Below are 25,638 nucleotides of genomic sequence, written 5' to 3' on the forward strand. Positions count from 1 at the left end.
CGTAAAAATCCCTTAACCGCGTGGGGTCGTGGCAGCCAGTTTCACAGCCGTGCCCGGCGCAACCCTGGCAGGCGCGACTTGGGGCAGGTTGCTGGCTTCCAGCGCTTGACGTTGTTGTGCGAGTGCCGCGAGGGTTTGTTCGCTGGCCATCGGAATCACTTCAGGGGTGACCGGTGAACCAGGGCGTACCCGCTGCAGGCCCTTGACGATGATGGTGTCGTCCTTGTTCAGGCCGTTGCGCACGATGCGCAGACCTTCGATCTTCGGACCCAGTTCCACCGCGCGGTAGGCGGTCTTGTTATCGCCATCCAGCACAATCACGAACTTCTTGCCCAGGTCGGTGCCGACCGCTTCGTCGTTGATCAGCATGGCGCTGTAGGTGCCGCTGCCCACCAGTTTCAGGCGTGTATACAGGCCCGGGGTGTAGCTGCCATCGCTGTTGTCGAACACGGCGCGACCACGGATGGTGCCGGTTTTCGGGTTGACCTGGTTGTCGACGAAGTTCATCACGCCCTGGTGCGGGTTGCCGTCCTCGTTGGACAGGCCCATGTAAACCGGGGTGGTAGCGCCGCGCTTGCCCTGGCGAGCGAGCTCGGTGTACTTGAGGAACACACGCTCATCTGCGTCGAAGTAGGCGTACACCTTGTCGGTGGAAACCACGCTGGTCAGCGGGGTGGTGTCGGCCGTCACCAGGTTGCCGGCGGTGATTTCGGCACGGCTGACGCGGCCGCTGATCGGTGCGGTGACGCGGGTGAAGCTCAGGTTCAGCTTGGCCAGGTCCAGTTGCGCTTGCAGGGCACCGACGGCGGCACGTGCTTCCTGGGCGGCGCTGGTACGCGAATCGGCCAGCTCGGCGGAAATGGCGTTGCTGGTGCGCAGGCGCTCACCGCGCTGGGCTTCGTTTTCGCTGCGGGTAGCATTGGCGCGCGATTGTGCAACCAGGGCTTCGAGGCGGCGGACCTCAGCCTGGAACGGACGCGGGTCAATCTGGAACAGCAGGTCGCCTTTCTTGACCAGGGCACCTTCAGTGAAGGCCACTTCATCGATCTGGCCTGAGACCCGTGGACGAATCTCGACGGTTTCCGGTGCTTCGAGGCGCCCGGTGAATTCGTCCCACTCGTTGACCGGTTGTTCCAGCACCTTGGCCACGCTGACCTTGGCCGCTGGCATGCTGGCGGCGGTCTCCGGGGCCTTGCCGCAAGCGCTGATCACCACTACGGCCAACAAAGCCAACGGGAAGCGCAAATGTTTGAATGACTGTTCCATGGATGCATCCGCCAATGTGTTGAGATTGGCGAATGATGCGCGGCGGGTTTGTATCTCACGAATCGAATGGGGCGAAGGTAACTATCATTCGGAATGATATGAGACCCCAAGTTAGCTCTCTAGCCTGCACCTTACGCAGAGGTCTATCAATCAGGTCGATGGCAATTCTTTGTTGCCGAAAAAGCATCAATCAGTCTTGAAACAGAGGTGTGGCCTTCGCGAGCAGGCTCGCTCCCACACTGGATCTCATTAGCCATTGGTTTAACGGGGTCCAACTGCCTGCGCTGTGCCAATTTCGTCACCGCCAATGCCCAAACCCATCAAGTCATAACGCCTCGGATAGACCACTCTGACCGGTCTGTCCAAGGAGATGACCATGATCCGACTGACCCTGATCGAAGCCCGTGAGTTGGCCGAATCGATCTTGTTGCACAACGGTTTTAATCTGGCCCATGCACAAGCGGTGGCGGCGACGGTGGTTGTTGGCGAACGTGATGGCTGTGCCTCCCACGGTTTGTACCGGATTCTGGGGTGTGTGAATTCCCTGCGGGCCGGCAAGGTGTCAGCCGATGCCGAGCCACAGGTGATCGACCAGGCGCCGTCGATCGTGCGGGTGGATGCTGGCGGTGGGTTTTCACAGTTGGCGTTTCAGGCGGGGTTGCCGTTGCTGGCGCAGAAAGCCCAGGCCAACGGCATTGCCGCGTTGGCAATCAACCGCTGTGTACATTTCTCGGCGCTGTGGGTGGAGATCGAGCAATTGACTGCCGCCGGTCTGGTGGCACTGGCGTGTAATCCGAGCCACGCCTGGGTGGCGCCGGCTGGAGGACGACTGCCGGTGTTCGGCACTAATCCCATTGCCTTCGGTTGGCCGCGTGCGGGGCAAGATCCGTTTGTGTTCGACTTCGCCACCAGCGCGATTGCCCGTGGTGATATCGAACTGCACCGGCGTGCCGGCAAGGCGATTCCCGAAGGTTGGGGCGTCGACGCCCAAGGCCAGCCGAGCACCAACGCCAACGTGGTGCTCGACAGCGGCGCGATGCTGACGTTCGGCGGGCACAAGGGTTCGGCGCTGGCGGCGATGGTGGAGTTGATTGCCGGGCCGCTGATTGGTGACCTGACCAGTGCCGAGTCGTTGGCTTACGACGCAGGCAGCAAGTCGTCGCCGTACCATGGCGAGTTGATCATCGCCCTGGACCCTCGGCGCTTTCTGGGGGACGCCACTGAAGAACATCTGGCCCGGGCTGAAACGTTGTTCCAGGGCATTGAAGGGCAGGGCGCACGCTTACCGTCGCAACGACGTTACGCGGCGCGGGTACGCAGCCTGGTGGAAGGCGTGCAAATTCCCGAGGCGCTATACAACGACCTGAAAGCACTGCTGGCTTGAATGGAGTGGGTGCGCCCACTCCTGTGGGAGCGAGCCTGCTCGCGATGAGGGCATCAGATTCAACATTTTCGTCGACTGACACACCGCTATCGCGAGCAGGCTCGCTCCCACAGGAGGTCGTGTTGTTAAACCGGCTCGCGTTGGCTGCTGCCATCCACCAGCCGTGCAATGCCCAGTGGATTGGCGTTTTTCAAGGCGTCGGGTAGCAAGGCGTCCGGGCAGTTCTGGTAGCACACCGGACGCAGGAATCGCTCGATGGCCAGCCTGCCAACCGACGTGCCACGGGCGTCGGAGGTTGCAGGGTAAGGCCCGCCATGGACCATGGCATCGCAGACTTCGACCCCGGTGGGGTAACCGTTGAACAGTACCCGGCCGACTTTTTGTTCCAGCAGGATCAGCAGGTCCGCATGGGTCTGAAGATCCGATGCTTCGCCAATCAATGTCGCAGTCAGTTGCCCGTGCAAGCTGTTCAACGCCTGCCGCAGCTCAACCTTGTCCGCCACTTCAACGACAATGGTGGTCGGCCCGAACACTTCTTCCTGAAGCAGCGGATCGCCATTGAGCAGCAGGCTGACGTCGGCCTTGAACAGTTGCGGCCGCGCCTGATTGCCCTGCTGGTCGTGGCCCGCCAGGTGCGTCACGCCCGGATGCTCGAGCAAGGCCCGTACCCCTTTTTCATAGCTGCCGAGGGTGCCAGCATTGAGCATGGTTTGCGCCGGTTGTTCGGCCATCAGGTTGCTTAGTCGCGCAGTGAAGGCCGTCCATTCAGGGGCGCGAATACCAATGACCAACCCCGGGTTGGTGCAGAACTGCCCGCAACCCTGGACCACCGATGCCACCAGTTCACCGGCGATTTTTTCGCCCCGCACACGCAAGGCTTCGGGCAATACCAACACTGGATTGATGCTGCTCATCTCGGCGAACACCGGGATGGGTTGTTGCCGTGCGGCGGCCATGTCGCAAAGGGCACGGCCACCTTTGAGCGAGCCGGTGAAACCGACAGCCTGAATCGCCGGGTGCTTGACCAGCGCTTCACCGACACCCGCGCCGTAGATCATGTTGAACACACCCTTGGGCATGTCGGTCTGCTCGGCGGCGCGCAGGATCGCATTGGCCACGCATTCGGCGGTTGCCATGTGCCCGCTGTGGGCCTTGAACACCACCGGGCAACCGGCGGCCAGGGCCGCTGCGGTATCGCCGCCAGCAGTCGAAAAGGCCAACGGAAAATTGCTGGCGCCGAACACTGCCACCGGGCCGACGCCGATCCGGTACTGGCGCAGGTCAACCCGTGGCAGCGGCTGACGCTCCGGCAGGGCACGGTCGATGCGCGCGCCGTAGAAATCGCCCCGACGCAGGACCTGAGCGAACAGACGCATCTGACCGCTGGTGCGGCCGCGCTCGCCCTGAATCCGGGCGCTGGGCAGGGCGGTCTCACGGGTCACCAGGGCAATGAACTGGTCATCCAGGGCATCCAGTTGCGCGGCGATGGCTTCAAGGAATTGCGCCCGGCGCGTCGCCGGCAAATTACGGAAGGCTGGATAGGCGGCCGTAGCGGCTTGGGCGGCCGCGTCGACTTCTTGCGCGGTGGCTTGCACGAAAGAGTAGGGCAGTGCTTCGCCGGTGCTGGCGTCATGGCTGTTCAGGATGATGCCGCCGACGGCGCTGCGCGCTCCGCCGATGTAGTTGTGGCCAAGGATTTCAGACATCAAAAAAGCTCCTTTCGAAAAATGGGGCAGCAACACAAAACCTCTGTGGGAGCGAGCTTGCTCGCGAAAAACGCAAGGACAACGCTTCCATTCAGACAACACGCGTTATCGTTGACGTCCATCGCGAGCAAGCTCGCTCCCACAGGAATTTACTCAGGCCAGAGAATCGGCCCGACGTGGGCTAGTCGGGGCTGGGTCCAGCGCAGCAACCCGCGCCGCCGACTCGGCATCCACCTGGCGCAATGACTTGCCACGGGTCTCGCGGGTCAGGCCGACAGCCACCACGGAAATCAGCGCGGCGCCCACCAGATACCAGGCGATCGGAGTCGAGCTGTGGTACTTGTTGAGCAAGGTGATGGCGATCAGCGGCGCCAGGGAGCCGGCGAAGATCGGCGCCACCTGGTAGCACAGGGACAGAGCGGTGTAGCGTACGTGGGTCGGGAACAGTTCAGCCATCAGCGCCGAGTAAGGTGCATAAGTCATCGACTCGATGGCCAGGCCCAGGGTGATCGCGGCCATGATCAGCCAGTTGTTGCCGGTGTCCATCATCGGGAAACCGATGAAACCCCAGAACGCTGTGAGCACCGCGCCGGTCAGGTACACCGGCTTGCGCCCGACGATGTCCGACAGATAGCCCATCAGCGGGATCAGGAAAAAGTGCACCAGGTGTGCGCCGAACATCAGCAGCAGAATTTGCGAAGTGTCCTTGTGCACCACCAGTTTCAGATAAGTAATCGAGAACGTCACCACGGTGTAGTAGAGGATGTTCTCGGCAAAGCGTGCACCGATTCCCACCAGCACCGAACGCCAGTGATGACGCAGCACCTCCACCACACCGAGTTGTTGCTGTTTGGTCTGTGCCTGGCGGGCCTGGGCTTCCTTGAAGATCGGCGCGTCATCGACGCTGGTGCGAATCCAGTAACCGATCAACACGACTACCGCCGAGAACCAGAACGCCACGCGCCAGCCCCAGGCAAGGAACTGTTGCTCTGACAGGTTCGACGACAACAGCAGCAGGGCGACCGTGGCCACCAGGTTGCCGGCCGGCACCCCGGCTTGCGGCCAACTGGCCCAGAAGCCCCGACGATTGTCCGGGCAGTGTTCGGACACCAGCAGAATCGCGCCGCCCCATTCGCCGCCGAAAGCGAAGCCCTGGATCAACCGCAACAGCACCAGTAGCACCGGCGCGGCGTAACCGATCTGGTCGAAGCCAGGCAGGCAACCCATCAGGAAGGTGGTGATGCCGACCACTACCAGGCTCAGTTGCAGCAGGCGTTTGCGGCCGAATTTGTCACCGTAGTGACCGAATACCAAACCGCCCAACGGCCGGGCGAGAAAGCCCACCGCGTACAAGGCGAAGGCGGCGATGATGCCGTCGATGGGGTTGTCGGTCTGGCGGAAGAACAGCTTGCCGAAAACTAATGCCGAGGCGGTGCCGTAGAGAAAGAATTCATACCATTCGGCGACGGTGCCAGCCATGGCGGCGGCCACTACGCGTTTGAGTCCCGAGGGTGTGGTTGCGCTTTGCGTGTATTGAGGATTCGACATGCTGACGTACCTTGTTAAGGCGCAAAAAAAACGGGCAGCCGGGTCGGGCCGGTAAAGGCCCGCCCGGCAATCACTCAGAGACCGACGTCCGGCAGTTCCGGGCGGTTGGCCAACGCCTTGGCCATGATCTGCTCGACGAATACGCGGTCGGCTTCCGGCAGGGCCAGGCGTGGCGGACGGGTCAAGGCGCTGCCGCGACCGGCGATGGCTTCACACAGCTTGATGCACTGCACCAGGTCGGCACGGGCATCGAGGTGCAGGATCGGCATCAGCCATTCGTAGATCGGCATGGCTTCGGCGAAACGACCGGCCTTGGCCAGGCGGAAGATGGTTTCGCCTTCTTTCGGGAACACGTTGGACATGCCCGAGACCCAACCTTCGGCACCCACGGCGATGCTTTCCAGCACCACGTCGTCGAGGCCGGCGAACAGCACGAAACGGTCACCGACTTCGTTGCGCACGTCGATGAAGCGGCGGGTGTCGCCGGAAGAATCCTTGAAGCACACCACGTTGTCGCAGTCGGCCAGGGAAATCAGGATGTCCGGGGTGACGTCGTTCTTATAGATAGGCGGGTTGTTGTAGACCATCAGCGGCACGTCGGCGTTTTTCGCCACGTAGCGGTAATGCTCGGCGGTCTCGAACGGTTTGGAACCGTAGACCAGCGCCGGCATCAGCATCACGCCATCGACGCCGACCCGGCGTACGGCATTGGCAACCTTGGCCGCTTGTATGCTGGTGAACTCGGCCACGCCACAAATCACCGGTACGCGACCACGGGCGGCATCGACAGCGACCTCAGTCACGGCGATTTTCTCTTCGGCAGTCAGCGAGGTGTTTTCACCCACCGAGCCGCAGACCACCAGGCCAGACACGCCGTCGCGGATCACGTTGGAAATCACCTGATGGGTTTTTTCCAGGTTGATGGAAAAGTCATCGTTGAATTGAGTGGTCACCGCTGGGAATACGCCACTCCAGTTAATGCGCTTGCTCATTGTTGCCTCCGATTCGTTAATTGTATTTCGTATACGATATTAAAAATGACAATGCTCGGCTAGTGCTTTTTTTGGTTTTCAGGGGTTTTTACTGGCCGTTGGTCTGGGGGTTCAGGGATTGCGTGATCAGGCGCCGGGCCAAGTGTCGGACAGGCGATAGCCTTGTGGCCACGGATCGCTTGGGTCGAGCAGCAATTGGTGGGTGCCGGTGATCCACGCCCGGCCGGAAATGCACGGGTAAATCGCGGCGCGGCCGGCGACTTCGGTCAGCGAATCAATGCGGCAGTGGAACTCGGAACCGATAATCGAACGGCCGACAAAGCGCTCGCCAACCCGCATCAAGCCTTTGGCCTGCAACACCGCCATGCGCGCCGAGCAACCCGTGCCGGTGGGGGAGCGGTCGATCTTGCCCGGTTGAATCACCACCGCATTGGCGCCGGTGGCGATGCCGTTCTCATGGACGATGGGCGCGGCGATCTGGCAGAAGGAAATGTGCGACCACTCGGGATTCAGCGGATGCACGAAGCCCAGTTGTTCGTTGGCCGCTCGAGTGATTTTCAGCCCGACCGCCACCAGATCGGCCGCTTCATCCGGGCGGATGGAGAAACCCAGGCCTTTGGCATCGGCAATCACAAAACTGTCGCCACCATAAGCGGTGTCGACCTTCAGCGAGCCGATGCCTTCGACTTCAATCCACGCATCCAGTCGATCAGCGAAGGACGGCACGTTTTTCACTTCCACCCGTTGCACCTTGCCATCCCGGCAGTCGGCCACGGCTTCGATCAGGCCGCCGGGCGCTTCCAGCACCAGGCGGGTTTGCGGCTCGGTCATGGGCAGGATGCCGCTGTCGAGCAATACGGTGGCGACGCACAACGAGTTGGAGCCGGACATCGGCGGGGTGTCCGCCGGTTCCATGATGATCCAGGCCATCTGCGCCCGTGGGTCCTTGGCCGGGACCAACAGGTTGACGTGGCGGAACACGCCGCCGCGGGGTTCGTTGAGGACGAAGTTGCGCAGGGTTTCGTCCCGGGCGATCCAGCGCGACTGTTCCCACACGGTGGCGCCGGGCGGCGGGGCGACACCGCCGACGATCACGTCGCCGACTTCGCCTTCGGCGTGGCAGCTGACTACATGAATGACTTTTGATGAACGCATGGTTTGATCCTTGTTTTGTCTGTGCGGGCCTCATCGCGAGCAGGCTCGCTCCTACACTCTTCGATAGGCACCGCTAACCCTGTAGGAGTGAGCCTGCTCGCGATTGGGCCGTTAGTTATTTCACCGATTTGAGAAACGCCGCTGTTTCCGCACGCATCGGATTGCCAATCACCTGATCCGGCGAACCAATCTCATGCACCAGGCCATTGCGGAAGAACGCCACACGGTCGGACACGTCCCGGGCAAAGCGGATTTCGTGGGTCACCAAGACCATGGTCATGCCGTCTTCGGCGAGCATGCGCATGGTGTCCAGCACTTCACCGACCAACTGCGGGTCGAGGGCCGAGGTGGCTTCGTCAAACAGCATGTAGTCCGGTGACATGGCCAGGGCGCGGGCGATGGCCATGCGTTGTTGCTGTCCACCGGACAGCTTGCCAGGGAAAGTCTTGAGCTTGTCGCCCAGACCGACGTGGGTCAGTTGCTTCACCGCTAGCTCTTGCGCTTCCGCCTTGCTTTTGCCCAGCACTTTGCGCGGCGCGAGCATGACGTTTTCCAGCACCGTCAGGTGCGGGAAGGCATTCCATTGCTGGAACACAATGCCGATTTTCTGCCGCAGGCGATTGAGGTCGGTGGCGCTGTGATGGACCTCGACGCCGTCAACGCGGATGTTGCCTTTCTGGATCGGTTCCAGGCCGTTGATGCACATCAGCAAGGTCGATTTGCCGGAGCCGGAGCCGCCGATGATCGACACCACTTCGCCCTTGTTCACCGTCAGGTTGACGCCCTTGACCACTTCGAGGTTGCCGAAGGATTTATGTACGTTGTCGATCTCAATCATTTTCTTGCCACCTTCTTTCCAGACGAGCGCCCAGGCGTGCGACCACCAGGCTCATGACGTAGTAGATAAGGCCCGCGATGCACAGCACCAGCAAGGGTTCCTGGATGCGGGTGACGATGGTTTGCGAGGCGCGCAGCAGTTCGACGATGCCGATCCACATCACCAGCGCGGTGTCTTTCATTACACCGAGCACCAGGTTCAGCCAGCCGGGGAACGCGACTCGGGTGGCCATGGGCAGGACGATCCAGCGCAAGTCCTGCAAGAAGCTCAGCCCCAACGAACGGCTGGCCCGGCGCACGGTAAACGGCACCGCCAGCACGCCGGCACGCACGATCTCGGTGAAGTACGCCGCAGCGTAAACCCCCAACACAATGCAGCCGACGCTAAAGGCGCTGATGTTCAAACCGATAATGCTTTTGAGCGAGTTGAACAGCACGAACTGGATCAGCAACGGCACGCTGCGAAACACGTCCAGCACCCAGGCCAACGGCAGGCTGGCCCGTGGCAACAACGCCCGCAGCAGGCCGAACAACAACCCGGCCAGGGAGCCGAGAATGATCGACCAGAACGTCAGTTGCATCGTGACCCACGCACCGTTGAGCAGGAACATCAGGTCATTGGAGGAAAAATCGGTGGAAAACATGGACAGCTCCTCAGTAACGGAACAACCGCCAGGCCATCAGCCGGGCTGCCGCGACGATCGCCTTGGCAATCAAGTAATACAGCACCGCTGCGATGGCGAAATACTCGAAGGTGCGGAAGGTTTTGACGTTGTATTCCTGGGTCACACCGGTCAGGTCATTGTTTAGCCCGACTATCACCCCCAGCGACGTCATCAACACCGCCCAGACCATCTGATTGGTCAGCGGGTAGAACACGATCCGCAGCAGTTGCGGGACGATGATCATGCGGTAGGCCTGGAAGGCACTCATGCCGAGGGAACGCGCCGCACGCACCTGCGTGTCAGGCACGGCCTTGAGGCCGCCGCGAAAATTCTCCGCCAGATACCCGGCATTGTTGAAGGTGATCCCGGCCAGCAGGGCGAACCAGGAACTGACGTGCAGGTTCAGCGAGCCGAGGCCGAAGTAGAGGATGTAGATCTGGAACAGCGACGGGGTGTTGCGGGCAATCGATACCCAACCGTTGCTGAACCCGCGCAGTAATGGGTGTTTGGCCTCGCGCATCACCGTCAGGGCCAGGGCGATCAGCACGCCGAAGATCATCGACAGCGCGGCGGTTTCGAAGGTGACGATGGCACCGGCAAGCATGTCCGGCAGGGCGCGCAGGGCGGAGCGCCATTGGAAGCTGTAGTCAAACATGTGCAGGGCTCTCCGGTAGGGCAACAGGTTGTAACCAGGCCGGCAAACGTCCGCTGGCCGTTGCGGTGCAGGCCGCGTCGACGCATTCGGCAAGGCTGGCGAAGTGCACCTTGCGGCCGACCAGGCCCGGTGCGTAGTGGGCGTATTTGCCCGAGTTGGTCATCAGGGTTTCAGCCGTCAGGGGGATTACCGGTTCGCCGAGCATGCACCAACAGGTGTCGGTGACCAGGGTCGCGCCAAACGCTTGGATCACGGCGATGTGCCCGGCCTCGCGGGCCTGCTCCAACACGGCACGGCCGCAGGTGATGGCAAGCACCACATCCGGGTGTCTTTGTCGTCCCCGGCACAGTCGCGCCAGGTGAGCGAACTCGCTGAGGGAAAAGTGCGGGTTACCCAGCGACACCACATCCACCCGGTTATCGCGAGCACTGTTGAGTTCGCGCCAACTCGACAGCAGGTCCTCCAGGCGGATTTTTTCCACGGCAATGCAAGTGTCCGCATCCAGCACCTGCGCCGGGTCAATGGCCTCCGGGGTGACCCCGGCGATGTGGAACAGTGGCGCCGCAGAGGTGGTGGCGAAGGCCGCGCCAAAGGCTTTGAGGTCGTCCAGGCTCGGCTTGCGTTTTTCCAGTCCCAGCACCAGCGGCACGCGACTGCCGGCCAGGGCACCAATGTGGTAACCCAGCAGCGGGTAGAAGGCATCGTCCAGTTCACCGAGGGCAGGCAATTCGATCTGCAGCCGGGCCTTGCGTTGCGCGTCCAGGTGGCAGCCGATCAGCGGGGCGCGACCGGTGAGGGCGATGCAGATGTCCAGGTAATCCGGGTATTTCAGGGTGCGTGCACCGAGCACGCTGTTGGCGTAGACCACTGCGTTGGATTCCGCCCAGACGATTTGCTCGCCAGCCTTCGGTGCAGTGTCGAGCAGGTACGGCGCGCAGGTGAAGCTGAGCTGTGCGCCCATCGCCATATAGGCATCGCCCAAGGCACTGGCCGGTTCACCCAGTGCCGGGTCGATACCCAGTTCGCGCCATCGGCGCGGGTCGACGGAAATTGAATTGAGGGTGGTGGGCACTCGCACTTTTGCTCCCCATTGCACCAGTTGCCGAGCAAAGCGCAGGCTCGCAGGTCCCGTGTAAATGCAGCCGTCGATGTGTGCTTGAGTGACATCCACCAAGTGGTCGGCACCCTGCAGTTCGGCCATACGCAGGACGATCTGCATAGCCATTTGCGCGGCCTTGCCATGCCGGCCATCGAGCAGCGCCCGATCGTGCTCGGTGAGCCTGATCGAGGCGGTGCTGTCAGTGTCTGGTAATGGGCTGTCGAGCGCCTGCCAGGCGTCGCCCGGCAGGTGATCGAACAGGCTCAGCGTTGTATTTTCGACCCGGGCGAAGGCCTGGCCGCGCAAGGCGGCGAAGGCCTCCGGACCGATGCACAGCACCGGCAGGGAACGGGCAAAAATGGTCTGCGCCACCAGCACGCCCAAGGTCAGGATCTCGTCGGCTTCGGCCAGCACCAATGCCGCCGGTGCATGGCCGTTGCTGATCAGTTCCATCAACACACTGCTGCCGGTGCACGAGCCGCGACCACTGGGAATCGCCAGCACGCGGCCGGCCAGGTGTTGGCCGCTGAGCGGGTGATGGCGGTCGATGACTTCACCCGTGCAGGGATCGACTCCGCCCCAGAAACTCAAGCCGACATCGGCGAACAGCAGGGCGCCTTGCGCGGCACCCGCCACCAGGCTGCGCCCGGTCAGAGAAATTGGCCTAGGCATGCCGGACATATCAGTAGTAGACCTGAGGCACGGTCAGGTTGGTCGGCGGGATCTCGGTGCCGACCCATTTAACGAACAGCTCCTTGTAGCGACCGGTGCGTACCTGTTGGTTGACGAACAGGTTGAGGTAGTTGAGCAGGCCGAACTCGCTGCGCTTGGCACCCAGGGACACGTAGTCGATGACGTACGGGGCGTTACCGGCGACTTTCAGGTTTTTGTATTTGCCCGACTTGAGGGTGGCGGCGGCCACGGTGTTGGTGACCACGGTGGCATCGATGTGGCCTTGGGCGACGGCTAGCAGGGTATCGCTCTGCGACTGGTAGGCCCGGAAACTGCCCGCGCCCCAGTTCTTCACGTCTTTCTCCAGGGCGATGGCCTCATAGGTGCCGCTGGTGTTGCCCACCGCTTTGCCCTTGAGGTCGTCGAAGCCGTTGATTCCGGTGTCGTCGCGGGTCAGCACCACCATCTGGAAGGCAAAGTAGGGCACGGTGAGGCCAACGGTCTTGGCGCGTTCGAGGGTGTCGGAGGTGGACGCGACGATCACGTCAGCCCGCCCGGAGACCAGTGCCGGAATACGATCCGGGAACGGCGTTTCCACCACTTCGGCCTCGACCCCTAGGATCTTCGCCAGGTCGCGGCAATAGTCCACATCGAAGCCGGCCGGCGAGTTGCTGGCATCGCGAAAGCCCATGGGCGGGAAGTCCAGGGTCACGGCGCAGCGCAGCTTGCCCGAACCTATGATGTCGTCAAGCTTGTCGGCCTGGGCAGTGGCGATGAAGGAGGTACTGAGGACAGCGCTGAGGGCTACGGCAAATGCGGGGTTTTTCATAGAGGCCTCGTTGATGTGAAGTGCTGTTGGATATCGTATTGGGGATTTCGTATACGATATTAACAATAGCAATCAACGTGCCTATTTCCAGTCCGAGGGGTGAATTAGTTGTCAGGCCTTGGCGTAGAGGTTTTGTAACGGAGCAACCGGAGGTACGGTGACGCCAAGGTATCGGGGGCAGGTGTTACATATGGGAGCAATGGTTGCGCGGGCGCCCCTTTAAGGAACACTGGTCAATGCTGTGTGCGGCCTTGAACCAACGATGTCAGAACGATCACTGAAGATCAAAAGATCGCAGGTTTCGCCAGCTCCTACACCGACCGCGTACAGCTGCTATTAACGGACATACGCCAATTCCTGCGGAAGAAACACGACGATGATCGCGATCAGGCCGGCCGGTAGGCCGCCTCGGGTGCTGTTGCGGTGTACGCCCCCTCGAGAGGCCGAGAGGAGGTTCTGCGTAGTGGGCAACCCGGCATGGATGCCGGGTTAGCCGCCCCCGGCCATGGATGGCCGATGGCGGCGGGCCCACGGAGCAGGACCGGAGCGAGGGCATGCCGAGCCTAAGCGAGGCACCGAACGTCAGGGGCAAAAGCCCTTGGTTACTTGGGGCTCTTCCAAGTGACCCGCTGTAAAAGCGGAACCGTAAGTGGCCGTTACCGCAGCAACGGATATGCCCCCAAACCTAACGCTGATTATCGCGATACTGACTCGGCGACAAACTGGTCAGCGCCCGAAACTGCCGGCTGAAGGCGCTGTGGTCGGTGTAACCACAGCGCAAGGCAATCTCGGTGATCGGCAACTCGGTGTGCAGTAACAACCGCGAACCTTCTTCCAGGCGCGCCTTGTGAATCATTTGCCGTGGGGTGAGCTGGAACACCCGTTTGCAGTGCCGCTCCAATTGCGCCACGGAATAACCAGCGATGGCGGTCAGTTCGGCGAGGCTGATGGAGCGGGCGAAGTGGCGGCGGATATGGGCATCCACGGCGGCGAGTTTCTGGAAGGCCGGATGGTTCGACTGCGGCGATTGCAGGTCGCGGGAGATACCGGCCAGGCCCACGATTCGACCCTGGTCATCCTTCAAGGCGAGTTTGTGGGTCAGGCACCAGATCGGCTGATTGCCATAATACAAATGCAGCTCCAGCTGATCGGCCAGTTCGCGACCGCTGGACAGCACTCGCCGATCCTGCTCGGTGTACAGCGGACCGAAGCGTTCCGGGAAGACCATTTCGGCGGTGCGCCCCAGCAGCTCGTCCCTGTGTCTGAAACCACAACGCCGGGCCAGGGTCTGGTTGACGAAGGCGTAGCGGGCCTCGCAGTCCTTGATGAAAAACACCACGTCCGACAGGGTATCGAGCAACGGCGCGATGGGCTGAAGGCTGTTCAGCAGCGTCGGCAGATCGCAAGGTTCAAAGGTGGTGAGCGAGGGATACATGGCGCCGGGGGACTGAGGGTGACCCCCGGGATCATAGAGACTCGGCAGCGTGGCCGAAACCCCTGGCGTGGTCATCACGCTGGCGGGGTATCGTCCAGGGACATCAAGGTTTCGATCCGCGCCGGGCTGAAGGGGGGGCGCGGTGCTGAGGGCTGCCAACCAAACAAATGCTGCACTGCGCCGCCACACACCCGGCCCTGGCAGGCGCCCATGCCGCAGCGACTGGCGAGTTTGGCTTCGCGCCAGTCAGAGTGACCGGTCAATGCCGCGTAGGGCACGTCTTCGCAGCGGCAAACGAGGGTGTCGGGTTGGGCCAGGGACTTGAGTCGCGGGTCAAGGGCGAACGCGCTGTTCAGCGCCTTGGCGAAACCCTGCCAGCGCGCCCGGCGCGGCCACAATTGCCTGGCGGCTTGCAGATTGCCGACCGCAGCGTGGCCGGCAATCGCACCTTCCACCAAGGCCAGCTCACTGCCGCCGAACCCTGTGCATTCGCCCGCCGCATAATGATCGGCGCGGTTGCTGGCCTGCCAGGCATCCACCGCGATGGCTTGATCTTCGATGGCGCAACCCAGTGCCTGACCCAACTGGATATTCGCAATCAACCCGAAACCACAGGCCAGCCGGTCACATTCCAACTCAACGATGTTGCCCTGTTGTTGCAGGCGCACGCCTTCCACTCGGTCGGTGCCAAGCGCCGCCAATACGTGGGTGGCGGTGCGGTAGTGGTGGTCGAACAGGCTGAACGATTGCAGCCATTTGCCGGGCCAGCGCGGCAGTTGCGCGGCGAAACCGGCGACGGCGCTGCGGCTGGCTTGTTCGGCGATGCGTTGCACTTGCGCGCCATGCTGTTTGGCGGTGGCGGCACTGGCCAGTAACAGCGGGCCGCTGCCGGCGATCACCACGCGCTCGTTCTGCACCGGCAAACCGGCCTTGATCAGTGCCTGCAAACCACCGGCACCGGTGACACCCGGCAGGGTCCAGCCGGGGAAGGGCAGCAGCAATTCACGGGCGCCGGTGCACAGAATCAGTTTGTCGTAGCTGATCAACCAGCCATGGTCGTCATCTTCCACCAGCAGTTGTTTCGCGCCGGGGGCGGCGATCACCCGAGTACCGGCGTGATGGCGGATGTTGTCGCACGACGCCAGACGCTCGCGCAGGCGCCGGGCCGGACCTGGCACGTTGGCTTGAGGTCCGTCGCGCCAGATTTGCCCGCCCGGCAGCGGGTTGTCGTCGAGCATGACAATGCGGGCGCCGCTGGGGGCGGCGGCAAGGGCGGCGCTCATCCCGGCAGGGCCCGCGCCAATGATCAACAGATCAGCATATTCATTCATGGGCGGGTCTCCACCTGCATGCCGTTACGGCACAGGGTCTGGCAAGCCAGGCGACGCCGGCCATCGATGGTCACCCGGCATTCCTGACAAATGCCCATGCCGCACAGCGGCGCACGGCGCTGACCGCTGACCGAGGTGCGCGCGCAGCCGTCACTGGCCAACGCCAGGGCCGCGGCGACGCTGGTGCCTTCGGCGACTTTCAGGGCGTGGCCGTCCAGCAACAATTCAGGCATAGACCGGTTCTCCGAGAAAGCGCTGGGGCAGATAAGGTTGTACGGCCAGTGGCGGGGTTTCGTTGAACAGTTGCGCCACCAGTAGATCGGCGGTGCCGGGGGCGGTGGTTACGCCCAGACCTTCGTGACCGACTGCCAGCCACAAGCCTTGCCGTTGTGGATGTTGGCCCACCAGCGGCAAGCCGTCGGGGCTGGCGGCGCGAAAACCGGTCCAGGCACGGATGCCGTTGAGCCGGGCCAGCCCCGGCATGTACTCGGCGGCACGCTTGAGCATTTTCGCGAGCATCCAGCCTTCGACCTGCGGGTCGGTGGTGCCGAATTGCCGCGAGGCGCCAATGAACAGTTGCCCGGTGGGGCGCGGCTGGATATTGCAGGCGGTCGACGGCCCCGTGGCGTTGTGGGCACTGGTGACGTAACCCAGTTCCACCAGCGTATGGGTGACGCTGCCGGGGTAGCGGTCAGTGATCAGCAAGTGGCCTTTTTTCGGCTCGATGGGCAATTCCGGGCACAGCTCGTTGGCTTGAATACCGTTGGCCAACACCACGGCATCGGCACTCAACCAGTGACCATCATCGAGGCAGACGCGGTTGCCATCGACCGCACTGACCCGTGCCCGGCGCTGGCGGATGTTCGGTGTTTCGAGCATCCATCCGGCCGTCGCCGGGGCGTATAGAATGCCGTCACCATTGATCAGCAAGCCGCCTTCCAGTCCTTCTCTCAGTTCCGGTTCGCGCTGGCGCAGGGCACTGGCGCCGATCAGTTCGCAAGCCACGCCCTGGGCTTGCAGGTTCAGGAATTTGCTGTGGGCCACCGCCATTTCTTCGGCATTCGCCGCCAGCCACAGCGTGCCGTTGCAGCGGTAGGCACAGCTATCGGGCAGGTCCGCGCCCAGTTCGCGCCAGCGCTGCAACGAATATTGACTCAGGGCCAGTTCGGCGGGGTTGTCGTCGAGTACCAGCAAGTGGCCCATGCCGGCGGCCGTGGCGCCGTGCAGGCCGGCGTCCAGCACCAGCACCTGCAAGCCGCGACGGGCCAGCGCCTGGGCACAGGCGGCGCCGATAATGCCGGCGCCGATCACGATCACATCGGCCACCAGGCCCTCGTTCATGGGCGGATGCCCCAGGCGAACGGGTCGTCCTGTTCGATGATCAGGCTCGCCTCGGCACTGATGAACGCGCGACCACGAATGGTCGGCACGATGCGCTCATCCTGCAGTTCGTAGGATCCCTCGAACTCGCTGCCGATGACGCTGGCCTGGCGCCAGATCTGCCCCGGTTGCAACTTGTCGTCGGCCGCCAGGCATGCCAGTTTGGCACTGGTGCCGGTGCCGCAGGGCGAACGGTCATAGGCTTTGCCGGGGCAGAGCACGAAGTTGCGGCTGTCGGCGTGATCGTCATCGGCGAACAACTCGACGTGATCGATCAAGCCGCCGTCTTCACCGCGAATGCCTTGGGCTTCCAGTGCTTGCTGCACGGCGAAGGTGTAAGCGGTCAGCGCTTCGAGGTTGTCGCCGGCCACCCGCAGGCCATGCTCGGCGATCAGGAAAAACCAGTTGCCGCCCCAAGCGATATCACCGACTACCTGGCCGATGCCCGGCACCTGCACCGCCAGCGCCTTGCGATAACGGTAGGCCGGCACGTTGCGCACGCTCACCGAATGGTCCTCGTGCAGGGTTGCCTGCACCGTGCCCACCGGCGTTTCGATGCTGTGCACGCCGGGGCCGATCTTGCCCAGGTGCGCCAACGACGCCACCAGGCCGATGGTGCCGTGGCCGCACATACCCAGATAACCGGTGTTGTTGAAGAAAATCACCCCGGCACAGGCGCCTGGGTCCACCGGCGTGCAGAGCAGGGCGCCCACCAGTACGTCACTGCCCCGTGGTTCCAGCACGCAGGCGGCGCGCCATTGATCATGCTGTTGGGCTAATACTTTGCGCCGTTCGGCCATGCTGCCGGTGCCCAGATCAGGAAAGCCGGCGGTCACCAGGCGGGTCGGTTCGCCGCCGGTGTGGGAGTCGATCACTGAGATGCGTTTCATGGGAGGGCCACGTCCATTCGGTTGAGTGAACGCAAGAGTGGCCCGTGTGGCGGGGTGTCGGCTTGATGGATTTAGTCTGTGTCGATGACGAAATCGGCACAGCATCCGCAGCTGTCAGTGGGTGTGGGGCAGGTGCTCGAACAGGGTCGTGCAGACGCCGGCAATGTGCTCGTCCAGAAGCTTCACCGCCAGGTCCACATCCCCGGCACGGCAGGCCGCCAGGATCTCGCGGTGTTCGTGATCGGCCCGTTCCTTACCGGCCGACAAGCTCATCTGCATGCGTAGATAACGCTCTAGCTTGTCGTTGACCGAACGGATCAGACTCACCAGAAACGGTCGCTGCGCCGGCTCGTACAGGCAGGAATGCAGCTCCCAGTTGAGCTCGGCCCAGCGCCCCACGTCGTCCTCGCCGATGAACTCCTGACAGATGCGCTCGGCACGGGCGAAGGTCTCTTCGGTCATGTTCGGAATGGCCAGGCGTAGAATCTTGTCCTCCAGCAACATCCGCACTTCGAACATCTGCGCCAGTTCCGCATCGGAAACACGCGTGACCATCGCCCCGCGATTGCGCTGGAACATCACCAACCCTTCGGCCTCCAGCCGTTTGAGGGCTTCGCGCACCGGGATCTTGCTGACATTGAACTGGCGGGCAATGTCGTCCTGGCGGATCGGCTCATCCTCGGCAAAATGCCCGGCGACAATCGCATCCCGCAGGTGGCGGGTGATGATTTCCGAAGTCGAAGGCGTGTTACCAAGGTCGGGTGCGTTGAGTTTGGTCAGTTTCACGGCGGCGGTCGTTTGGAATGAGATAGCGCTAGGGTATACGAAATTCTTTTACTGATCTTCCCCGGTTCGACGTGGATGCACCCGATGTCGGTCATGCAACCCGCGACAACAAATCGGGCATCTGCCAAGGCGCCCGTTTTCATTCAGGCCTGCGCCGAGCCCACTTCACCGTTTGCCATGGTTTTACGCTGGACGGATTGGGCCGGTGCATAGCCGATCAGGCAGCCAATCTGGCTCTGTCAGTGACCTAACGCGAGCGTCACTGAGTTTAGGTCTAGGAGGGCTCTCATGGTCCGCACTCATGGTTGGGGGGCATCCTTTTTTGAGAAGGAGAAAGCTGCCCAAAATATGGTTCTTCACGGAGTTCCGGGGAACACATATAACGAAATATCTGTAGGGGCTGCCGAACCTTTGGCAGCTCCTACATGGGTCCGCTGCGACCGTCATTTTGCGCGTATACGCAAAACCCGTAGGAGCTGCCGCAGGCTGCGATCTTTTGACTTTTAATGCCTGCGCAACCACTCGATAAACAGCGCAAATGCTCACGATAGCGGTGGGGATATGGTTGCTTTTGCCCTGGCGCACGTAAAAAAAGCGTGGGCACGCTCCATTTGTAGGAGCTGGCTCGCCAGCGATGGTCGATAACGATAACGCGTGTGAACCGGATAAACGCGGCGTACTTGAGTCCATCGCCAGCAAGCTGGCACCTACAGTTTCCCGGGATTGCGTGAAGAACCAAAAAAAAGCCGGGGTCGGTTGCCCGAGCCCCGCGCTGTCAATCGATGCAATACCTGCGTTATAGCCTCAAATACTCGGGCTGGACTGCCCCTGCAGGGGCTCTTTGGGCATGTTGAGCATCAGCATCTGAATCAGCCCCAACGCAACGATGACGACAATCGAAACCAGGATCAGGTAGTTGCTCAGCCATCCTGCTTCCGGCGTGCGCGGCCACATCAGGTTGATGATGGAGGCAATGCCGAAAACCAGCGCAATCACTTTAACCACAAGGCCCGCAGATCCCAGCTTGAAATCCCCATCGGCACGCCACCCGCGAAGACTGGCCAGCAACGATGCGATCACTACCATCTGGAAGGACACATAGACGCCGGTTGTTGCGAAGCTGATGATTTGAGTGGCTGCGTTACTGGACACGAAACCAATCGACAATATCAGGATGGTCAATGTGGCAGTGACCCAGAGGGCAGTGATAGGCAGGCGACGAGGACCTTTAAGCGTGCCTAGCAGACTGGCCCCGACAATCATCTTGTCCCGACCCAGGGAGAAAAGCAGTCGGCTGGTAGACGCAATCACCGAGGTGACCGCACTGATAACCACGGCCAGCAGGCAGACCAGCGTTATCTTCATTCCCACCGGGCCCATGACTTGCAGAACCGCAGCGCCTGCCGGGTCGGCCAAGGTTCCATCCACTGCGCTTTGCATGTCCGGCAGTGCGAACAACAAGCCCAAGGTCATCAGCAGTGCAGAACCACCGCCGCAGATGATGGTCATCAACATTGCACGAGGTACTGCTTTCGAGGCACCACTGACTTCTTCGGCCAAGTCCCCACAGGCTTCGAATCCGTAGAAAATCCAGACGCCGATCAGGCTCGCGAAGAACAGTGCAGAGGTGTAGTTACCTTCGCCACGACCGAAGCTGTCCCACAGCACCGACACCGGTTGCACGTGACCAAATACCAGCATGTATCCGCCACAGATGGCCAGCCCGATCAAACCAGCCCACACTCCGATTTCAGTGGTGCGAGCCAGTATCCTGGTGCCTGCGAAGTTAGCCAGAATGGCGATCAGCGCAATGGAAATACCGGCTATGGCGTTGAATTCCGGTGATGGCTGCACACCCAGAAGTACCGACAGAAAGGGTGCGCCGCCGGCCGAGATGCCAGCGCCTGTGCCAATCAGTGCAAACAGGTAGATCCAGGCCGTCAGGAACCCCCAGCGTTGTCCGCCCAAGCGTCGGGCCCATTGGTAGATGCCGCCGGCGATTGGATAAGCGGAGGCGGCCTCGGCGAAAACCAGGCAAACGAACAGCTGGCCCAGCAAAACGACAAGCATGGTCCAGAAGAAGGGCGGGCCCACGGCGACCAATGCGGTAGCAAAGAGCGCGAACATCCCCGCCATGGGGCTCATGTAGGAATAGCCCAGCGAAAAGTCGGCAAACAGCCCGAGTACGCGATTGAATTCGGGACGATAACCCAAGGCCAGAAGGCGGGCGTCCTCACTTGCGTCTTTCCCTGAACTGGTTTCAGTGTGCTTTGACATTTTGAACTCCCCTCATTTTTTATAATGCCGTGGGCGAAGCTGATTCAGCCTTTCGAAGCCCAACCGTTGTCGACATAGAGAGCGGCGCCGTTGACGAAGCTGGCTTCATCGGACAATAAAAAAAGTGCCGCGGCGGCCGCTTCTTCGGCCTCGCAGATTCGGACTTGGGTGGCTGACAAGCCGGCTTCTTCCCAGGTTTGGCCTTGGGCATCGAGTTGGTCGAGTTCACGCAAGCCGTGGGCAGTGCGCACAAAACCTGGACAAATGGCATTGCAGCGAATGCCATGTTCGCGGTATTCCGCAGAGATCGAGCGGGCCAATTGCAGCACGGCGCCCTTGGTCATGCAGTACGCACTCTCCAGAGCGAAACCCTTTTCCCCGCCGATCGACGACGTAATCACGATGCTGCCTTTGCCTCTTTTCAGCATCCCTGGCAGCACCGCTTTGCAGGTAACAAAGGCGGATCGGGTATTGATCGCCATCAAGCTGTCATATTCTTCGAGCGTGGTTTCATGAAGTGCTTTAACGACGATGGTGCCCGCATGATTGAAGAGGGCGTCGATCCAGCCCAACGCTGAGGTAGCCGCCTCGATGGCCGCAATGAGTTTCGGCGCATCACTCACGTCTGCCTGGAAAAACGTTGCCCGCCCGCCCAGAGCGTTGATCGTTTCGGCTACCTCCATGCCAGCAACCGGATCCCGGTCGATGATGGCGAGGTTCGCCCCCTGTTTTGCAAACAGCATGGCTGCTGCTCGGCCAATACCTCCTGCGCCCCCGGTGATAAGTACGTTTTGATTGTCCAATCTGGGTTTGTTTGCCATCTAGCGCATGCCTCTGTTGTTATAAGTTCTGGTCTAAAGGTATTTAATAAATACCAATAGACCACGGCGAAAAAAGGCTGTCAAACGCCGTCAGTCGCCATGTCGCGATCAGGTATCCAAGGCTGCTGCACCTACCTGGTGCGGCAGTGCAAGAGACTGAATATAAAAGGAAATTATGGGGAAACGCTAAAAGTGCGTCGTTGCCGCTCAGGCAAAACCGACAATGTCACGAAGACGGATTCGATCCGTTGTGATGAGCTCGCGTGCTGCTCGTTCGGCTTCGTCGCCTTGCCGATTTCGGATGGATTCGAGCAACAGCTGAGCCGCTTCGATGTTCAAGTTGCGCTTGCTGCGATCCTGCGTTAAGTCCGGAAGCACGAAAAGCGCAACCAGGGCGTCTTCGATTGACTTGTACAGAAGCGGATTGTGCGATGCGGCGCCAAGCGCCAGATGAAACATCGACTCGGCACGGCGCAGGGTGGCGGAGTTGTCTGCGCACTTTATCGAGCTGAAGGCCGATTCAAGCGCTGCGATATCCGTGGGGGTGCGGCGCACGGCAGCATGGCGAGCGGCCTGAGGCTCATTGGCTTCTCGAAACTCCAGAACCCGCATCACCATGGATGGATCTCGACTGATGCGTCGAGAGGACAACTCTCGCAGCGCGTCGATCTCGTTAAGGAAGACACCCCCGCGCGCGCCTCGGCGCACCACAAAGTAGTCTTCGGTTTCCATGACCCGCAGTGCTTCGCGCAGCGTCACCCGAGACACGCCCAATTGAATGGCGAGAGCCCGTTCGGGTGGCAACTGCTCACCCGGGAGCAGCAGCCCGAGATGAACATGGCGGCGCAGTGCTTCGACGGTCAATCCGTAGGCTGATTGCTGTTCGACTGGTTGAAGACCCCAAAGCATCTGTCAAACCGCCGTAAACGTATTGTCCACGAAAATTTCAGCGCCGTTGATGAAGCTGGATTCTTCACTGGCCAGGAACAAGGCGACATTGGCAACTTCTTCAGGTTCGCAGATTCTGCCCTGCATGATGTTCACATCCTGTTCGGAAGCAAAAATGCCATAAGCGCGCAATTGGGCAATTTCATGCTCGCCATGGCGCGTGCGAACAAAGCTTGGGCAAATTGTGTTGCTGCGAATGCCCTTGTCGCGGTATTCGACCGCAATCGCCCGGGCCAATTGGTGCATGGCGGACTTCGAGGCGCAGTACAGGGATTCAAGGTGAGTGGCAGCGCGCACGGCAGAGGAACTGGTGCTGATAAGAACGCCGTAACCCCGTTTCAGCATGCCCGGCAGCACAAGTCGGGTCATGAGGAATGCGCTTTTGGCGTTGTTCTCCATCATCTCGTCCCACTCCTCGATGCTGAATTCAAGGAAAGGTTTCACGATGATGATGCCGGCATGATTGAACAGAATATCGATGCAGCCGAACTGCTCGATCGTGGCTTTTACGGCGAACTCCGCTTCATCGGCTTTGGACACATCGGCGCAAACGAAGAACGCGCTAAACCCTTGCGAGTTAAGTTCCTGTTCCAGCTTGCGACCGGCTTCCACATCGCGATCGACAATGGACACCTTGGCAGATTCGCGCGCAAACAATCGGGCAGAGGCTGCCCCTGCGCCGTTGGCGCCGCCAGAGATAATTGCTACGCGACCGGCGAGTCGACCTTGAGGGGAGGGCATGCATCACCGCCTTGGAGGATGGAGCGAGCCATGGTACGCGCGGGCTGATAGACGATCAATACAAGCTTGGGTTACCTCGGGCTTTCGAGCTGCATGGCGTTTAGGACGACGTCAAAGGGATGCATGGTGATCTCGGACGATTGGTTATAAATCCCATACTCCAGGCGACAGCGTCATGAATGCTGAATTACGACCGCTCTGATCGTCCGCCAGGGAACACCAGATCCGCTGAAGTTTTGCGTTCACGAATGGGCTGTGACAACTCGTTTATCAGTCCCCATAGTGCTAGCAGCGGCTTGTGGGTAGACCTCATCGAATGGACCGCCGATGACGGGTTGAACACCACTCCGCCAGGCCCCGGACTCCACCATCCGACATCTTCCCGGTACCAATCGCCTTCTGATAAAACGACGTAGAACTCTGCAGGGGGATGCGTATGGAACGGGTAGCACACGTTGGGCGCCATCACAGCCAGACCCACTGTCATCGTTGAGCATTCGAACAGAGCACCTTCTCCGAGAATCAATGCATGCCGATGTTTTTCTTCAAAGCCGGCATCATCCCCTTCAGTAGCGAATCGCTTTATCCAACGGCTATTGCGTAGAAGGGGTTCAAGCGCTGTTAGCAGAGTCTTGAAGTCACGCTCAATTCTGGGCGCGTCAGACAACGCCTGTGAGGCCGTGGAGTGCAAGGACGAGGGCAGGGGATTGCCCTTGAAGGGAGGCAGGCCGACGTTCAAGTGGGCATCAGCCAAGGAGCGAACACAGGCTTCAGTATCCCCGCCGTCGATCCCGCAAAGTGGGGATTGACGGGCAAGGATTCGCAGGAGTGCCTCCCGCATGATGACTCCATGCATCAGGAGTTCTTGCTCCGACACATTGCAGTTGGATTGCATAGCCCTTTACCTCTCGAATAGACAGCGCGGGTCGCCGTGGGAAACGCCTTTGATTTACCAAGGCTTGGGCACCTTACTCACGGCCAGCGAGCAGCTCTTTCATACAGGGTGTTTCCCTTGCCGCGCTAGAAAAGATTCGGTTAATTGCGAAGCAATCGAGCTGTTGCACTGACAAAAACCAGCAGAACAATCAGGCCGCCCAGAGCGAATGACAAGGTGCTTAGATGGGCGACCGCCCCAATGAATACGGGACCTATCAGAATGCCCGCGTAGCCCATCGAGATGACAGCGGGGATGGCTACCGCCTGTGACATTCGTTGTTGCCGGCCTACAGCGGTAAAGATCACCGGGACAATGTTCGAGCAGCCAGCCCCGACCAGGGCGTAGCCGACCAGGGACGCGGGCCAGCCATCGATTCCAAGCGACACGAGCATGCCTGCGGCTGCGCAGAGCCCGCCTAGCGCAACTACGCGCACGCCGCCCAGCTTGCTGACGATGGCGTCTCCCGTCAGGCGGCCCACCGTCATTGCAGTGGCGAAGGATGCGTAGCCCAAGCCGGCGATGCTCGGCTCTAACCCTCGGTTCGAGACAAGGAAGACCGCGCTCCAGTCAAGCATTGCACCTTCAGTGAGGAAGACGATGAAACAGAGCGTCCCTAAAAACAGCACGATACCCCTGGGCACCGCGAACAATGGCCCGCCCCGTTCAGTGCCATAAGTCAGCAAAGCAGGTGCGGCCTTGTAAAGTGCTCCCAAAACGGTGGCAACGATGCAGAGCGCAGCCATCAGTGGATCCAGGCCGAAGGTCAGCAGAGCGGTCATCGCCCCGGCGCCCAATATACCTCCGACGCTGTAAAGGCCATGGAAGCCGGACTGAAGTGCCTGCCCGCTGTTTTTCTCGACGATGACGGACTGTATGTTCATGGCGCAATCAAGCATGCCCATGCTGGCACCGAAGACAATGACCGCTATGACCAGGCCTGGTAGCCACGCCACGGTGCTCAACAACGCAAGAGCGGCACACAAGACAATCGTCGCCCAGATGACGACCGGTCGGCATCCATAGTGCGCAGTGAGGTATCCAGCGAAGGGCATAGCCACAATAGATCCGCCGCCAAGGCCGAGAAGCAGCAACCCCAAGCCACCGTCGTCCAAGCCTGCGCGGGCTTTGACCAATGGAACCAGAGGCGCCCAAGCGGACATGAGCAAGCCCGCGATGAGGAAGGCAATGCGTGTAGACATCCGCTCGCTATAGTTAGCCGTGGGTATCAGCACTGGAGATGGAGCATTCATAATTCCTGGTAATCCTTATCGATGATGCTAGCCA

23 protein-coding genes are annotated in these 25,638 nt (G+C 60.9%); 1 reads left to right on the plus strand and 22 read right to left on the minus strand.

Annotated features, from left to right (window positions below):
• Nucleotides 1-12 precede the first annotated feature (12 nt).
• Entirely contained in the window at nt 13-1,266 is a 1,254-nt protein-coding gene (gene mexE / locus KGA83_RS03600; RefSeq protein ID WP_223528435.1) for a multidrug efflux RND transporter periplasmic adaptor subunit MexE, read from the minus strand.
• Between the two features lie 376 nt (nt 1,267-1,642).
• Between mexE and KGA83_RS03605 the strand changes: the two genes are divergently transcribed.
• Entirely contained in the window at nt 1,643-2,650 is a 1,008-nt protein-coding gene (locus KGA83_RS03605) for an Ldh family oxidoreductase (RefSeq protein WP_108217539.1), read from the plus strand.
• Nucleotides 2,651-2,775: 125 nt separating this feature from the next.
• On the opposite strand, the gene KGA83_RS03610 is transcribed toward KGA83_RS03605, so the two are convergent.
• The 21 genes from KGA83_RS03610 to KGA83_RS03710 form a co-directional block, all read right to left on the minus strand.
• A complete protein-coding gene (locus tag KGA83_RS03610; RefSeq protein WP_223528438.1) occupies nt 2,776-4,356 on the minus strand; it encodes an aldehyde dehydrogenase (NADP(+)) in 1,581 nt (526 codons plus the stop codon).
• A 153-nt stretch (nt 4,357-4,509) separates the two neighbouring features.
• Nucleotides 4,510-5,904: a fosfomycin efflux MFS transporter AbaF gene (gene abaF, locus KGA83_RS03615; protein WP_223528441.1), complete on the minus strand. Its 1,395-nt coding sequence runs from the start codon at nt 5,902-5,904 to the stop codon at nt 4,510-4,512.
• 74 nt (nt 5,905-5,978) lie between these two features.
• Nucleotides 5,979-6,896, minus strand: coding sequence for a dihydrodipicolinate synthase family protein (locus KGA83_RS03620; protein ID WP_007997732.1), 918 nt, complete (start codon nt 6,894-6,896; stop codon nt 5,979-5,981).
• Between the two features lie 126 nt (nt 6,897-7,022).
• Nucleotides 7,023-8,051 carry a trans-3-hydroxy-L-proline dehydratase gene (locus KGA83_RS03625; RefSeq protein ID WP_108217542.1) on the minus strand — a complete coding sequence of 343 codons (1,029 nt, stop codon included), beginning with the start codon at nt 8,049-8,051 and terminating at the stop codon, nt 7,023-7,025.
• A gap of 115 nt (nt 8,052-8,166) precedes the next feature.
• Entirely contained in the window at nt 8,167-8,889 is a 723-nt protein-coding gene (locus KGA83_RS03630) for an amino acid ABC transporter ATP-binding protein (protein ID WP_108217543.1), read from the minus strand.
• Nucleotides 8,882-9,532, minus strand: coding sequence for an amino acid ABC transporter permease (locus KGA83_RS03635; protein ID WP_095966737.1), 651 nt, complete (start codon nt 9,530-9,532; stop codon nt 8,882-8,884). The genes KGA83_RS03630 and KGA83_RS03635 overlap by 8 nt, the downstream gene beginning before the upstream one ends.
• Nucleotides 9,533-9,542: 10 nt before the next feature.
• The gene (locus tag KGA83_RS03640) at nt 9,543-10,208 is read right to left on the minus strand and encodes an amino acid ABC transporter permease (protein WP_108217544.1); all 666 of its coding nucleotides are present in this window, start codon (nt 10,206-10,208) and stop codon (nt 9,543-9,545) included.
• Entirely contained in the window at nt 10,201-11,979 is a 1,779-nt protein-coding gene (locus KGA83_RS03645; protein ID WP_223528444.1) for an aconitase X, read from the minus strand. The genes KGA83_RS03640 and KGA83_RS03645 overlap by 8 nt, the downstream gene beginning before the upstream one ends.
• A 10-nt stretch (nt 11,980-11,989) precedes the next feature.
• On the minus strand, nt 11,990-12,808 hold the full coding sequence (locus KGA83_RS03650) for a transporter substrate-binding domain-containing protein (RefSeq protein ID WP_108217545.1): 819 nt from the start codon (nt 12,806-12,808) through the stop codon (nt 11,990-11,992).
• Between the two features lie 685 nt (nt 12,809-13,493).
• Nucleotides 13,494-14,243, minus strand: coding sequence for an AraC family transcriptional regulator (locus KGA83_RS03655; protein WP_115948147.1), 750 nt, complete (start codon nt 14,241-14,243; stop codon nt 13,494-13,496).
• Nucleotides 14,244-14,317: 74 nt separating this feature from the next.
• Nucleotides 14,318-15,574, minus strand: a complete 1,257-nt coding sequence (locus KGA83_RS03660) for an FAD/NAD(P)-binding oxidoreductase (RefSeq protein ID WP_108217547.1) — start codon at nt 15,572-15,574, stop codon at nt 14,318-14,320.
• Entirely contained in the window at nt 15,571-15,807 is a 237-nt protein-coding gene (locus tag KGA83_RS03665; RefSeq protein ID WP_108217548.1) for a 2Fe-2S iron-sulfur cluster-binding protein, read from the minus strand. The genes KGA83_RS03660 and KGA83_RS03665 overlap by 4 nt, the downstream gene beginning before the upstream one ends.
• On the minus strand, nt 15,800-16,915 hold the full coding sequence (locus KGA83_RS03670; RefSeq protein WP_108217549.1) for an NAD(P)/FAD-dependent oxidoreductase: 1,116 nt from the start codon (nt 16,913-16,915) through the stop codon (nt 15,800-15,802). Before KGA83_RS03670 ends, KGA83_RS03665 begins: the two co-directional genes overlap by 8 nt.
• Nucleotides 16,912-17,844, minus strand: coding sequence for a 4-hydroxyproline epimerase (locus KGA83_RS03675; RefSeq protein WP_108217550.1), 933 nt, complete (start codon nt 17,842-17,844; stop codon nt 16,912-16,914). The genes KGA83_RS03670 and KGA83_RS03675 overlap by 4 nt, the downstream gene beginning before the upstream one ends.
• A gap of 114 nt (nt 17,845-17,958) precedes the next feature.
• The gene (locus KGA83_RS03680; RefSeq protein ID WP_108217551.1) at nt 17,959-18,630 is read right to left on the minus strand and encodes a GntR family transcriptional regulator; all 672 of its coding nucleotides are present in this window, start codon (nt 18,628-18,630) and stop codon (nt 17,959-17,961) included.
• A gap of 804 nt (nt 18,631-19,434) precedes the next feature.
• Entirely contained in the window at nt 19,435-20,907 is a 1,473-nt protein-coding gene (locus KGA83_RS03685; RefSeq protein ID WP_115948145.1) for an amino acid permease, read from the minus strand.
• A gap of 44 nt (nt 20,908-20,951) precedes the next feature.
• Nucleotides 20,952-21,728, minus strand: coding sequence for an SDR family NAD(P)-dependent oxidoreductase (locus KGA83_RS03690; RefSeq protein WP_108217553.1), 777 nt, complete (start codon nt 21,726-21,728; stop codon nt 20,952-20,954).
• A 207-nt stretch (nt 21,729-21,935) separates the two neighbouring features.
• Nucleotides 21,936-22,637 (minus strand): FadR/GntR family transcriptional regulator, encoded by a 702-nt coding sequence (locus KGA83_RS03695; protein ID WP_108217554.1) that lies wholly within the window; start codon nt 22,635-22,637, stop codon nt 21,936-21,938.
• 3 nt (nt 22,638-22,640) lie between these two features.
• Nucleotides 22,641-23,417 (minus strand): SDR family NAD(P)-dependent oxidoreductase, encoded by a 777-nt coding sequence (locus KGA83_RS03700; RefSeq protein ID WP_108217555.1) that lies wholly within the window; start codon nt 23,415-23,417, stop codon nt 22,641-22,643.
• A 187-nt stretch (nt 23,418-23,604) separates the two neighbouring features.
• Nucleotides 23,605-24,312 carry a dimethylsulfonioproprionate lyase family protein gene (locus tag KGA83_RS03705; RefSeq protein WP_223528447.1) on the minus strand — a complete coding sequence of 236 codons (708 nt, stop codon included), beginning with the start codon at nt 24,310-24,312 and terminating at the stop codon, nt 23,605-23,607.
• Nucleotides 24,313-24,452: 140 nt separating this feature from the next.
• On the minus strand, nt 24,453-25,604 hold the full coding sequence (locus KGA83_RS03710; RefSeq protein ID WP_108217557.1) for an MFS transporter: 1,152 nt from the start codon (nt 25,602-25,604) through the stop codon (nt 24,453-24,455).
• Nucleotides 25,605-25,638: the final 34 nt, after the last annotated feature.

The sequence above is a fragment of the Pseudomonas sp. GL-R-19 genome, from assembly GCF_019956375.1.
Taxonomy (GTDB): Bacteria; Pseudomonadota; Gammaproteobacteria; order Pseudomonadales; family Pseudomonadaceae; genus Aquipseudomonas.